Genomic DNA, 14,097 nt, shown 5'->3' with positions numbered 1-14,097 from the left:
CTCATGTTCATTGAAGTACATGGAACCTTTTGAATGAGCCACAACATCACCCTTCAGCAACTTGAATCCTTCCTGTGGGAAGCCGCCGACATTCTGCGCGGCAACATGGACGCATCCGAATACAAGGACTACATCTTCGGGATGATGTTTCTAAAGCGCCTGTCGGATGCCTTTGAAGAAGCACAGGAAGGCGTTGTCCGGTACTACATGGACAAGGGCAAGACCGAAGCCCAGGCTCGCGAACTGGCGAACGATGAAGACGAATACGACAAGACCTTCTACATCCCCCCCGTTGCCCGCTGGGACGCCCTCAAGGACCTGAAACACGACATTGGCTCTGAACTGAACACCGCCACCGAAGCCATCGAAGAATACAACGCTTCGCTGGAAGCGGTGCTGGTGTCCATCGACTTCAACATCAAGAACAAGCTGTCTGATAAAAAGCTACGTGACTTGCTGAGCCACTTCAGCCGCTACCGCCTGCGTAATGAAGACTTTGAACGTCCGGACCTGCTGGGCACCGCCTATGAATACCTAATCAAGATGTTCGCGGACAGCGCCGGTAAGAAAGGCGGTGAGTTCTACACTCCGTCTGAAGTGGTGCAGCTGCTGGTTGCCCTGCTCAAGCCCCACGCCGGAATGCGTATATACGACCCCACCGCCGGTTCTGGCGGCATGCTGGTGCAGACCCGAAACTATCTGGCGACCCATGGCGAAAACCCGTCCAACTTGTCCCTATTCGGTCAGGAGATGAATCTGAATACGTGGGCAATCTGCAAGATGAACATGTTCTTGCACGGGGTCTACAGCGCGGACATTCGTAAAGGCGACACGTTAGGCAACCCCCAGCACACCCAGGGTGGTGAGCTGATGACCTTTGATCGGGTGATCGCCAATCCGCCCTTCAGTCTGAAAAAATGGGGGAAAGAAGAAGCCGATACCGACTCCTACGGTCGCTTCCCCTATGGCACTCCACCGAAGGATTCCGGTGATCTGGCATTCGTTCAGCATATGATTGCCAGCCTGAACAACGATGGCATGATGGGCGTGGTCATGCCCCACGGTGTTCTATTCCGGGGTTCCAGCGAGAAAGCCATTCGCCAGGGCATCCTCAATGATGACCTGCTGGAAGCTGTGGTGGGTTTACCCGCAGCCCTTTTCTACGGAACCGGCATTCCCGCCTGCCTCTTGATCATCAACAAGAACAAACCGGCAGAACGCAAAGGAAAGGTACTGTTCATCAACAGCGAACTGGAATACGAAGAAGGCAAGAACCAGAACAAACTCCGCCAGCAGGACATTGAAAAGATCGTCCAGACATTCGACGACTACACCGAAATCAAACGCTATTCAAAAGTCGTCACCCTGGCTGAAATCGCCGAAAACGATTACAACCTGAACATCCGCCGCTACGCCGACACCAGCCCGCCCCCGGAAATCTTCGACGTGCGCGCCATCCTGCACGGCGGCATCCCGGTTCGGGAAGTGGAAAGCGAGTATATCCAGGAAGAAATTCTGGAAGGCTTCGACGTGTCCACAGTGTTTGTAAGGCGGGATGCGGACTACTACGAGTTCAAGCCGGAAATTGATACCAAAGAAGCTATCCGGGAAACCATTGGCGATGTGGATGCCAAGGTGATTACTCAACTGGAACGCTGGTGGGACAAGTACCGGGTATCACTGAGCGAGCTAGATGCACAGGTGACTGAAGCAGAAGGCGTGATGAAAGGTTATCTAAAGGAGCTGGGGTATGAGTAACCTCGGTGATGTTCTGCGACAGGTAGTCTGCATTCCAAGCACCATTCCGAATGATTGGTCCTTTCGCAAACTCACAGATATTTGCAGCCCGAAACAATGGCGCACAGTTTCATCTTCAGAAATGACCACTACTGGCTATCCGGTATTTGGCGCAAACGGCTTCGTTGGCTTCTTCCATGAATACAATCACGAGGATGAAACGGTTGCCATTACTTGTCGTGGCAACACTTGCGGGACGATCAACCGAATTCCGCCAAAAACCTATATCACCGGAAACTCCATGGCATTGGATAATATTAAGAGCCGTGAGGTTTCCCAAAACTACCTCTATTACGCTTTAAAATATCGTGGCGTAGGTGACTCGATTTCCGGAAGTGCTCAACCACAAATAACTGGCGCAGGTCTCCGAGCGATCGAATTCCCTGCGCCCCCACTCCCCGAACAACAAAAAATCGCAGCCATCCTATCATCCGTCGATGACGTGATCGAAAAAACACGCGCACAGATCGACAAGCTGAAAGACCTGAAAACCGGCATGATGCAGGAGTTATTGACCAAAGGGATTGGGCATACTGAGTTTAAGGATTCACCTGCCGGGCGAATCCCTGTGACGTGGGAGGTCGTCCAAATACAGGATGTAGCCAAGGTTATTAGAGGTGCTAGTCCTCGCCCACAAGGCGACCCGAGATACTACGGTGGCTCAGTACCACGCCTAATGGTTAAAGACGTTACTCGTGATGGGAAATATGTCACCCCAAAAATAGACTCTCTCACTGAAGCCGGCGCAAAACTCAGTCGCCCCGTACCTGCAGGAACACTTACCATTGTTTGTAGCGGAATGGTAGGAGTTCCAGCATTTCTATCTGTTGATGCGTGTATTCACGATGGCTTTCTCGCCTTCCAGCAAATTACCCCCCAGTGCGACCCAGAGTTTCTTTATTATCAGCTGGTCCCAATGCAGAGTATTTTCGATTCCTCAGCTACTCATGGAGGAATCTTTACAAACTTAACGACTCAAATCCTGAAAGAATTTCAGGTTGTACTGCCGCCTTTTAACGAGCAGCAAGAAATAGCCAAAAGCCTATCTGCACTCGATAACCACTTAAACGGTACGCTGCACAAACTAAGGAGTTATGAAGGTCTAAAAAAAGCCCTCATGCAAGACCTGTTAACAGGCAAGGTCAGAGTCAAAGTCGATCAAAAGGAGTCAGCGGTTGCCTAACCCGGCACCCGCCACGCTATGTTTAAGGATGAAGTCGAAAAAGTCGAACTGCCCGCCATTGAGCAACTGACCCGCCTTGGCTGGACCTATGTAGCCGGTGCAGACCTTGCACCGGTGTTGCCTGTTGATGGCGCACCGGTTGGTGAAAGGGGCTATTACAGGGACGTGGTGCTGTCCAAGCGTCTGGAAGCTGCCGTGGTCCGGCTCAATCCATGGATCAGTGACGAAAATCTGCGCAAAGTCGTCCGCGAATTCACTCACCCGAATCACGCGGGTCTGATGGAATATAACCAGTCCATTTACGACCTGCTGGTGAACTACCTGTCCGTTGAACAGGACTTGGGTGCCGGTCGCAAGGGGCAGACCGTCAAGATCATCGACTTCGACAACCCTGAAAACAACGAATTCCTGTGCACCAACCAGTTCAAGGTTGAAGGCATCAACCAGAACATCATCCCGGATATTATCTGCTTCGTGAACGGCTTGCCGCTGGCGGTAATTGAGTGCAAATCACCCTATGTTGCCGACGCGGTAGCCGAGGGCATCAACCAGTTGCGCCGGTACGCCAACCTGCGCACCCCGGAAGACGATGAGGGTGCCCAGAAACTGTTCTGGTACAACCAGCTGATGGTATCCACCTGCCGGAATCAGGCGAAGGTAGGCACTATCAGTTCCAGCGCACAGCATTACGGTGACTGGAAGGATGCTTACCCGTTTACGGATGCGGATATTCAGGCGATGTTGCAACAGCCTGCCTTCATCTCCACTGGCTCGACAGCATCCAGCCACAAGACTGGTGACGTACCCTCACCGGAGTATCTGGTTGCCGCTAAACAGATCGCTTCTGGTGCCGGGACTGGTTCTAGCGAAGTCACCCCGCAACAGCGGTTGCTTGCTGGCATGTTCAGTCCAGCCAGTTTCCTCGACCTGATGCAGAACTTCACCCTGTTTGAACCGGTGGATGGTCGCCTGATCAAGAAGGTGGCGCGATATCAGCAATACCGGGCAGTGAACAAGGTCATAGAACGCCTCAAGAACGGCACCACGCGCAAGGAAAAGTCCGGGGTAGTTTGGCATACCCAAGGGTCCGGAAAGTCTCTGACTATGGTCATGCTGGCGGTTAAGATGCGCCGCGACCCGGAGCTGAAGCAGTACAAGCTGGTGTTCGTCACCGACCGCACCCAGTTGGATGGGCAGCTGTCGAAAACCTTCCGGGATGCCCAGAACGAAACCATCTATAACGCTGGCTCAGTGGCGGAACTGAAGGAACTGCTGTCCAAGGATTCTTCCGACATTGTGACTGCCATGGTGCAGAAGTTTCAGGAAGCGGAAGCCGAAGGTAACTTCACCGACCTGAACCCCAGTGAAAAGATCATTGTGCTGGCGGACGAAGCCCACCGCACCCAGTTTGGCGGGCTGGCAATGACCATCAATGCCGCCCTGCCCAACACCCCGAAGATCGGTTTTACCGGTACTCCCCTGCTGAAATCCCAGAAGATGGACAAAGCCTTCGGCGGGTACATCGACAAGTACAAGATCAATGAAGCGGTGGATGACGGTGCCACAGTGCGCATCATCTACGAAGGTCGCCAGGTTCAAAGTGATGTGGTTGGTGACTCGCTGGATGCACTGTTTGAAGAATACTTCAAAGACAAAAGCGACGACGAAAAGCGGGAAATCAAAAAGAAGTTCGGTGTGGAGCGAGCAGTACGGGAAGCCCCTGCCCGCATTCGCTGGGTGTGTATTGACCTGCTCAAGCATTACCGGGAAAAGATTCAGCCCAATGGTTTCAAAGCCATGATTGTGGTCGGCAGCCGCCATGCTGCCACGGTATTCAAGAAAACCCTGGACGACCTGGAAGCGCCCCCTTCCGAAGTGATCATTTCTGGCACTCACAACGACCCGGCATACCTGAGCCAATACACCGACAGCGCCCACCAGAAACAGGTGATCAGGAACTTCACCAAGCCACTGGGTACGGATAAAGAGAAAGAAGACCCCACCAGCTTTTTGATCGTGAAGGATATGCTGCTGACCGGTTTCGATGCCCCCATTGCACAGGTGATGTACATCGACCGGAGCCTGAAGGACCACACCTTGATGCAGGCAATCGCGCGGGTGAACCGGACCTATAAGGGCAAAGCCTGCGGCTACGTGGTGGATTACTACGGGCTGTCCGACTACCTGACAGACGCTCTGAGCCAGTTCAGCAGTGAAGACGTGGAAGGCACCTATCACACGCTGAAGGACGAAATACCTCGCCTGAAGGCGGCTCACACCCGTGTGGCTGCCATCTTCGCCGGTGTTAAAGGCACGGATGTAGATGATTACGTGCTGCACCTGAAGGATGAAGACACCCGCCAGCAGTTCGAACTGGCGTTCAAGAAGTTCGCCAAGCAGATGGATGTGATTCTGCCGGATACTGCCGCCAAACCTTTTATTCCGGACTTGAAGCTATGGGGTAAAGTGCAGAATGCCGCCCGTAATCGTTACCGTGATCCCGGACTGAACATCAGCGATGCCGGGGCAAAGGTCCGCCAGCTGGTGGATGAACACATCATCAGCACCGGGGTAGACCCGAAGATTCCACCCGTGGACCTGATGGCAGCGAACTTCAAGGAGACGGTGGAGCAAATTAAATCCCCCGAATCCCGCGCGTCCGAGATCGAAAGCGCCATCAAACACCACATCACGGTGAATCTGGACGAAGACCCGGAGTACTACAAATCCCTGAGCCTTCGCCTGCGGGACATTATCGAAAAGACGGCGGGCAAGTGGGACCAGCAGTTGGAAATGCTGCTTCAGATGGTCGATAGCATGGAGTCTGAACACAAACAGGCTGCGGATGATCTGGGGCTGAGTGAAACCGAATTCGCGTTCTACAACATCCTGATGGCGGAAGTGACCAGCCATGCCGGTGAAGATGCCATCAGCGAAGCCGTACACGACGAGATCAAGGCGACCAGCCAGGACTTGGTGGGCATGTTCGATGAAGCCACCCAGATTGTGGATTTCTTCAGCAAGCCGGACGAGGTGAAGCGGATGAAGAAAGAAATCAAACGGGCGGTTCTGGATTGTTCGTTTGGCGAGAAAGCCCTGGTTAATGTGGTTCAGGACCGATTCATGGAACTGGCGAAGAACAAGTTCAAATGATGGCAGCGCAGAAACCAGAATATCGGGACGGGGACGGCTTCATTGCCGAAGTCATCCGTACCAACCGCCGCAAGTCTGCGGATATTCGCGTGGAAGACGGTGCCGTGTCTGTGGTGGTGCCGGTGAACACCCCTGCCGAAAAGATCGACCAGCTACTGGCAGCGAAACGCCGCTGGATCAAAGAAAAGATCACCCTGCACCGGGAAATGACACCCGCCAGCAGCAAGCGGTATGTGTCTGGCGAAGCCTTCAGCTATCTGGGGCGCAACTACCGGCTGAAGGTCGAAACGGGGCACTTCGCGCCTGTGAAGCTGGTAAACGGTCGATTGGTGGTGACTGTACCTGACGGCACCGAAAAACCGCACATGGTCCGCAATGCCCTTGTGCGTTGGTATAAGCGGCAGGCAGAACAGAAGCTGACCGAGAAAGTGAAACGCTTCGAGCCGGTGGTAGGGGTAGAACCTGCCGGGGTGAGCATCCGCACATTCAAATCCCGCTGGGGCAGCTGCACCGCCAAGGGTAAGCTGGAATTCAACTGGCAGATCATGATGGCACCGAACCGAATGGTGGATTACGTGGTCGTCCATGAACTTTGTCATCTGATACGCCATGACCATTCTCCGGAGTTTTGGCGGGAGTTGGCGAGGGTGATGCCGGAGTACCAGCAGTGCCGAGAGTGGCTGCGGGATAATGCAATGAAATTGAGTGTATGAGCCATGTATCGGATCAATAGGTCATCCAACACCATACAGCGGCTGGAGAAAAAGTCGTTCTCGGGGCTAGGTTTCCGGGAGCGGGAACATCTCCAGGAGTGGATCGCAAAGCAACCCGATGTGCTTGGCGAGGACTTGCTGATTATTCAAAAGGAATTTTCTGGTTTCAGCGACACCCAAGAACGTCTTGATCTACTGGCGGTAGACAAGCAGGGTGCGCTAGTGATCATCGAAAACAAGTTGGACGATACCGGGCGGGACGTGACGTGGCAGGCGCTGAAGTACGCGTCTTATTGCTCCGGGCTTTCGAAGTCAAACATCGCCAACATCTACCAGAACTACCTGGACAAGGTGCAGCCTGGAGCGAAAGCCGAGGATTTGTTGTGTGAGTTCTTCGGAAACCAGGATTTCGCCGACATAACACTCAATAAAGGGGTGACCCAGAGAATAATTCTCATAGCGGCCAACTTCCGGAAGGAGGTCACAAGCACTGTCCTGTGGCTCCTGAACTTCAAGGTCCGTCTTCAGTGCTTTCGCGCCACGCCCTATGCCATGGGCGATGAGCTGTTTCTGAATGTGGAACAAATCATCCCGACTCAGGACACCGAGGAATATATGATCGGTATGGCGGAGAAGGCTCAGGACGATATTGAGGATCAGGTGGAGCAGAAGCAACGCCACCTGGTTCGCAGAGAATTCTGGAGCCAAATCATTGATGCGATGAATGCTAGTTCTTCGAATCTCTACCAGAACATCAGTCCTGGAGTTTACAGTTGGATTGGTGCGGGTTCTGGTGTGGGGGGCATTGGCTTCAATTTCGCGGCCACCAGGCAATACTGCAGGGCTGAACTCTACATTGACCGGGGCGACAAAGCCGACAACGAGTATATTTTCAACCAGCTTTTTGCTCGAAGAGACGAGATACACGAAGCCTTTGGCGATGTGCTTGAGTGGGAGCCTCTTGAAGAACGGAGAGCATGTCGGATCAAGACGGAACAGCCTGGTAATGTATTCGATCGTGATCAGTGGGGCACGATGATCAATTTTATGGTCGACGGCATGTGCCGGCTGGAAAGGGCTATCAAGGAACCATTACGCCAGGAGTGGACACAGATGAGAAATCGAGTAGCCACGGGCAATGCTGGCACGGAGATGAATTGAACCCGTGGATTACTTCGAAAATGGCTAAGCCGATTTCCATAGAATCCAGGTATTCCGGCGCATTGCTTGGCTTAGCAGTCGGCGATGCGCTGGGCACGACGCTAGAATTTTCGACGCCAGGGACCTTCGACCCGATAACGGATATGGTTGGCGGCGGTCCGTTCAATCTGAATCCCGGTGAATGGACTGATGACACATCGATGGCGCTCTGTCTCGCTGAGAGCATCCTGAAGACCGATGATTTTGATCCGGTAGACCAGATGCAACAATATGGCCGGTGGAGGGACCAGGGGCATTTGAGCGCGACTGGCGAGTGTTTCGATATCGGTGTGGCAACTTCCAGAGCGTTGGACGCCTTCAAACAGTGGGGCGAACCCTATGCCGGTTCGATCGATCCAAAGACTGCAGGTAATGGCTCTCTGATGCGATTGGCGCCGATTCCGATGCGCTGGCGGACTGACCTGGCCGAGACTGCTCATTACGCAGCATTGGGCTCCCGAACAACTCACGCAGCTCCTGAGGCAATAGACGCATGCCGTTACTACGCCATATTGATTGCACTGGCACTCGACGGAGTTAGTAAAGATCAATTGTTGAAATTGAATCTGGGTCACCTAAAGGTGTTTCAGAACAATCCAGTGTCTCCAGCGATCGCGAAAATCGCTGCAGGATCGTACCGAGAGCGGAAGCCTGCGGAGATTCGAGGCAGCGGCTACGTAGTGCACACGCTAGAGGCTGCATTATGGGCGCTGGTAACTACCGACGATTTTCGGTCTGGATTATTGAAATTGGTCAACCTTGGTGAAGACGCTGACACCACAGGTGCTGTTTACGGACAACTGGCAGGCGCGATTTATGGTTCAGAGCGTATACCTGCGGAATGGCTGTCCAAATTGGCAATGAGGGAAGTAATTGAAGACTACGCGAATGCGCTATTCATGAGGGCGGTGTGAGCCAGAATTCCGGTGTAACGTTCCTGAACTCTGAAAACTATTGTCAATATCACCGTTTCTGGGACATGTGCGATCAATGGTCTCGGAACACCTGGTTTCGTTGTTCGTTTTTCAACGTCCATATACCAACAGCAACAAAACAATGAGACGGGTCAGAGCAATGCTCTGACCCGTCTTGAGGCTTTGCCTCAGTTAAACTTAAGTTGTTAACAGTATTATTAGTAGCTTAAGTTTTTCGAGTGTCACTGAGTCGCCATTACGATCTCATCGATGACATCTTTAAAGTAGAATTCCTTTTTCCGATCTTCTGATGTTCGCAGTCCATCATTGGCTGCCGACCAGTGTCTTGCGTTCACGACTTTCGGCGTTACATAGTGCAGATCGATTTCAAACTCCTTTCTATTAGTGGGGATAATCAGCAAACAACGATTGCTTCCAGAACCTGGGTTACCGAGTCCATCCTTGTTTCGATACCCTTGATTTCGTCCCACTGCTTGATTCGCCTTATCCGACATAATTAACGACGTGGCTTCCCAACGGCTGAGCCCGGTACAAGCCTGCGTTTGGGCGATCTCCTGAGCGGATGGCATGGAAAGTAAGACGACCGTATCTTTTTCCCTCAGGTCGTTAGTACCCTTGCAGCTGACCAGATTGTAGTCCGCTTCCAGTTTGTCGCCGATCACAATCGTGCCCGTGCTTGCAGCGCGATCCACTGCATCTTTGATCAACCGCCGATTAGACTTCCCGTCACCTTTGGATTGAGACGAGGTTGACGACACCAATAAAACCTCGAAAGTGTCAAAATCCGCAGTTTTCTGAACTGCGGCAATCTCTACAAATCGAATCTTGTTGTACCTCAACTCATGAGCGGCAACATTCTCGCTCGTAACGATGCAACGCTTCAAATCGTGCAACTTCCGCCTATCGATGCCATCCGGATTTTCCGGGGTCCACTCAGCTCCGTACACTTCAAACTTTCGAGTGTCATCAACATTGGTAAGCATTCCAACCTGATGCTCATCGGTAAAGATCACATCTTCGTTGAAGGCATTTGGATCAGAATATCCGACAAGAAACTCGAATTTCCGCGTGGTCATCAAAAGGTGATTCGTTTTCGAGAGACTGTTTCTGCTATCCCTGATTTCACTGCTTATCAGGCTCTGCTCTTCCCGCGAGATCAGTCGTTTACTAACACATTTTCGCAACGCGATAGAGATTGACCTAGTTACCTCGGCCTTGTTCTTTTCCTTCTTCAAAAAGCTCGCAACGAACTGCGCAGCACCTGCATTCTCGTCTGGCAGAGCCTTTTGCCGCTTTTCAACAGCCTCAAGAGGGGCATAGTACTGTTGCAGAAATGCCAGGACTTGCTGGGCTCTCTTCTCCCCTACTACCCCCTTGATGATTTCAGAGGTACTCTTCACGATGACCGCGTTATTGGCTCTCAGAGCGAAGGCATCACGATTAGCGAGCGTGGAAAAAGTAAAAATGTATCTCTGCTTCTGTGGCGAGTCTGAAGAAAGAGATACAAGAACTTCGCTTTTGCCCGTCCCACAGTTTTCGGTGAACAGAGCGTAAGGAACATCCGAATCGATCCACCCTCGAATGGCGCCCTCCTTTACTGAGCGATCTGTCACTTGGTGATCCAGCGCGTCCCGATAATCATCGAGACTGTACTGCAAAAAATGTCTGTCGCTCTTCGCGGGATCGAAAATCATCTTCCAATTGTCTTTACAAAACAAGCCGGGATTAGAATCCCTGTTATTGCGCCAGAACTGCGTGGAACCTGCGGTTTTCCGCGCGAACTTCAGTGGCTTATGCAGATACCCTACCTGCTTCACGAAAAGCTTCTCCGCGCACCCATTGAGATTACGCTGACCAATCTGGAGTTTCTGCTTCTTACTGGTCTTTTCCGGTTTCGTTACTTTGATTGACGCAAGTTCGTCACGAAAGAGGTCCCATAGCCCACGCCCCCTAACAAGTTCAACATGCGGCTGTTGGTACCTGTATGCGAAAGGAAGAACCATAGGTTGCACTGGCGACCAACTCGCATTGTCCACCCCTCCAGCCTCGAAAAGCTCAGAGAGAAGGTTTCGCTTCAACCAAATGCAAGACCGTTGATGGTCTTCCCAGTCACAATCCTTCCCCAGGTCAATAAGCAAACGGAAGCAGGGCTGGTTCAGTTGGTATGAGAACGTGGTGTATAAAACAGCCGCCAACTCAACATCACGGACCTTATCCAGCAATTGACTGATTCCGATATTGGAGTCTGCAGAGCCTCCCTTCTGATCGACGTCTACAGCGATAAGCGAAGTGGAACGAAACGCATCTTTCTTTTTCCTACCCCCTTCCAACTTAGCAAAGACTGCAGCCGGTGCTCTCTGTTTAAACTCACGAAGCCTTTCGGAACTTGCATCTGAATAGTCTTCAGCCTTGCCCGCAATCTCAGAAAGGTCACGAGAGAGTTCAGATAAACTCAAGCAAAGCGTCTCTTCGGGAGCAGTATCGAATACTGAACTATAGACACAAAGAGAGTGCTTTTTTTCGAGGTTGGACGGCGCTCCAACGAAGGCTGAATGTGGGGGCTGAAAGACCCATGGAATTGCATTTTTTGTTGTAGTTTTTGTGTACATATTTTCTCCTGTATTCGGACAGAACTGTAAGACCAGCCAGCCCAAAGGTCAAGAGAAAAATATCCGTAACCACTTGTTTTTATTCTTATTTTAGAAATTCTTTCTTAATCAAGAAAACAGAAATGTCGATACAACAACTAACCGAAAACTTTTTTGACCTTAAGTCTAACCGGTGACCGATCCTCGGCAGTCACGTAACACCCTTGAGATTGTTGAACGCGAAGCCCCGGTAGCTTTAGAAACCTGCGACCAGGTCATCCCTCGATTGATCATGTCGAAAATCAGCTTGTGTCTTTCATAGTCTGATGGGCGCCCGCGATATTTACCGTCAGCCTTTGCTCTAGCGATGCCTTCTGCCTGCCTACGTCTTCTGTCTGCATAGTCTTTCCGTGCAATGGCAGCCAACATATCAAGCATCATAGTGTTAAGTGCGTCCATCATTCGTGAAGTAAGCTCATCATTCTGACTCATCATCATCCATGACGTTGGCAAGTCGAGCGCCACTACCCTGACCCCAATCTCGGAGATAGCTGTCTTGAGCTTTGCCCAATCTTTGGCATTCAGACGACTAAGACGGTCTACCTGCTCTACCAAGAGCACATCACCTTCCGAGCAATCATTAAGGAGGCGGAATAACTCCGGGCGCTGAAGACTTGCCCCAGATTCGTTTTCAAGGTACCAAGCGGAAATTACAAGTCCGCGCTCGCTGGCGAACTCCTCTATCTGGTTTCTAGCCCTATTCGCATCTTGCTCTTTTGTCGATGCTCGTAAATATGCTCTAACGTGCATTGGTTTCCTCAGTTCGTTTTGGGTAGTTCCAAAATAGCGGTTCGATTTACAATGGGCAAGACACTTATCGAACTAGGCTGCTAGGCATTTAAGATCGGTTCTCCAAAGGTATACCTTATTCGAACTCAAGCTCCTGATTAAGCTTCACAGAATTTTTTCGGACGGCAAATCCGTTAGACTAGAGGGATGTCCAACCTCCACAAGAAGTCGCACTCAGCCGCCAGTCATAGCCGGAAGCGGACCTTGTCGACCTCCACTATCCGAACAAGGCACAAAAACACTGAATCAACGTTTCAAAAACCGACGATGGATAACCCGATCAAAATGAAAAGACTTTCATCTATAAAAGGCGACCTGTTCCATCGCCATTTTGGCGAAGATACATTTACAGAGTTCAAATCCATTTCTGAGATAAGTGAGCTTTACATCGTCACCTACTCATCAATAAGAGCTCTGGAAAGTACTATTTCTTTCATTTTCAGGAACTTTGTAGAAAAATCTAACAAAGCAACAATCGTGGTTGGAATTAAAGGCATCAATCATGATAATGCAACCAAAAAATTCGAAAAGGCTATAAAGTTCATCGAGTCACTAAGCCACCCAAATCTCACTATTTACCTTCACACTCGGTGCCATATCAAGCTTATTTCAGCTGACAACTTACTATACCTGGGAACTCAAAACGTATCAGGAACATCCAATTCTTTTCTTGAAAACTCTGAAAAGAATTTCACAGAAGTATTTAATGATCATGAGATTATTGTTCGCATCGATGAGAATGGCAGGTCAACTGCTGACAAAATTGTAGACGAATTGAAATCAGATACCCATAGTTGCTTTTGCATTCTCAGAAATACTGAGATTGCCGACACTTCGTTAGCAGAAATTAGACATTCTTACAGCCACGAGATCATTAATCGTCACTTTGAGTCAATTAAAACACATGCTTCTAATTTCACAGAAATCGAACGACAAATTGATACCGACTTCTATGATCCTGATGAAGAGCATCCGCAAGACATCATAAATTTACTCTCATCTATCAACCTATCAGTATCAAGAAAACAACATAACAAGCACTTAAGAGAGTTGCTGCAACTAGCAATTTCTGAAGAAGACCTAGATTATCTATTTTCTGACTACAAGAATTCTATATACTCAGCGATAGATGACATGCGAGATGACGCAATCCCAATCTCAAAAAGCGTCAATTATCAAAAAGCCATACTGTGTTTAGAAGAGGCAGACATAGAAAAAATAGATTTCGGCGCATCGTACTTCAATGAACTCATAGACTCCATTAAGGAGGAGATTCATTTCGCAGGAGTAACAGATATCCCAACATACCTTGAACACATGAGACACCATATCGTAAGCCAACTTAACTCAAATCAAGGTCAGTATGACCTACATAAAGTGATTGATGATGAAGGATTTGCTTCATTTGAAAGCATTGAGGCGGGAATACTTGACAACGAAATTAGTCGCGCGGATCAACTCGATACACTTCGAACGGAATTAAGCTCCTTTGTCAACAACATTGCTAAGATGATCATTTCAGCCTTAATTGAGTTCATTAAAATAAAACTTGATGAAGCATACAATGCGATGCTGGCGTGCATCGACGAAGTCAAGGCCAATCTCTCAAGACTAGAAGCTACCTAAGTAAGGACTGATAACATGACAAGCTAGTGCGACACATTCGACCAGCTAGAAAA

9 protein-coding genes are annotated in these 14,097 nt (G+C 50.2%); 7 read left to right on the top strand and 2 right to left on the bottom strand.

Annotation, left to right across the window (positions count from 1 at the left end):
• The first annotated feature begins 33 nt into the window (after positions 1-33).
• The 6 genes from CFB02_RS17140 (at position 34) to CFB02_RS17115 (ending at position 8,960) form a co-directional block, all read left to right on the top strand.
• Positions 34-1,758, top strand: coding sequence for a type I restriction-modification system subunit M (locus tag CFB02_RS17140; protein WP_088558976.1), 1,725 nt, complete (start codon positions 34-36; stop codon positions 1,756-1,758).
• A complete protein-coding gene (locus CFB02_RS17135; RefSeq protein WP_088558975.1) occupies positions 1,751-2,980 on the top strand; it encodes a restriction endonuclease subunit S in 1,230 nt (409 codons plus the stop codon). Before CFB02_RS17140 ends, CFB02_RS17135 begins: the two co-directional genes overlap by 8 nt.
• 18 nt (positions 2,981-2,998) lie before the next feature.
• The gene (locus CFB02_RS17130; RefSeq protein ID WP_088558974.1) at positions 2,999-6,133 is read left to right on the top strand and encodes a type I restriction endonuclease subunit R; all 3,135 of its coding nucleotides are present in this window, start codon (positions 2,999-3,001) and stop codon (positions 6,131-6,133) included.
• Entirely contained in the window at positions 6,130-6,846 is a 717-nt protein-coding gene (locus CFB02_RS17125) for a M48 family metallopeptidase (RefSeq protein WP_227519269.1), read from the top strand. Before CFB02_RS17130 ends, CFB02_RS17125 begins: the two co-directional genes overlap by 4 nt.
• A gap of 135 nt (positions 6,847-6,981) precedes the next feature.
• A complete protein-coding gene (locus CFB02_RS17120; RefSeq protein ID WP_227519268.1) occupies positions 6,982-8,007 on the top strand; it encodes a DUF4268 domain-containing protein in 1,026 nt (341 codons plus the stop codon).
• Positions 8,004-8,960 carry an ADP-ribosylglycohydrolase family protein gene (locus tag CFB02_RS17115; protein ID WP_319823077.1) on the top strand — a complete coding sequence of 319 codons (957 nt, stop codon included), beginning with the start codon at positions 8,004-8,006 and terminating at the stop codon, positions 8,958-8,960. The genes CFB02_RS17120 and CFB02_RS17115 overlap by 4 nt, the downstream gene beginning before the upstream one ends.
• Before the next feature lie 242 nt (positions 8,961-9,202).
• Here the strand turns inward: CFB02_RS17115 and CFB02_RS17110 are convergent, their stop codons facing one another.
• Both CFB02_RS17110 and CFB02_RS17105 read right to left on the bottom strand, forming a co-directional pair.
• Positions 9,203-11,590 carry a hypothetical protein gene (locus CFB02_RS17110; RefSeq protein ID WP_088558971.1) on the bottom strand — a complete coding sequence of 796 codons (2,388 nt, stop codon included), beginning with the start codon at positions 11,588-11,590 and terminating at the stop codon, positions 9,203-9,205.
• A gap of 165 nt (positions 11,591-11,755) precedes the next feature.
• On the bottom strand, positions 11,756-12,379 hold the full coding sequence (locus CFB02_RS17105; RefSeq protein ID WP_088558970.1) for a recombinase family protein: 624 nt from the start codon (positions 12,377-12,379) through the stop codon (positions 11,756-11,758).
• A gap of 306 nt (positions 12,380-12,685) precedes the next feature.
• On the opposite strand from CFB02_RS17105, the gene CFB02_RS17100 reads away from it, so the two are divergent.
• The gene (locus CFB02_RS17100; protein ID WP_088558969.1) at positions 12,686-14,044 is read left to right on the top strand and encodes a hypothetical protein; all 1,359 of its coding nucleotides are present in this window, start codon (positions 12,686-12,688) and stop codon (positions 14,042-14,044) included.
• The last annotated feature ends 53 nt before the right edge of the window (positions 14,045-14,097 follow it).

The sequence above is a fragment of the Marinobacter sp. es.042 genome, from assembly GCF_900188315.1.
Taxonomy (GTDB): domain Bacteria; phylum Pseudomonadota; class Gammaproteobacteria; order Pseudomonadales; family Oleiphilaceae; genus Marinobacter.
This window is presented reverse-complemented; position numbering and strand designations above follow the sequence as displayed.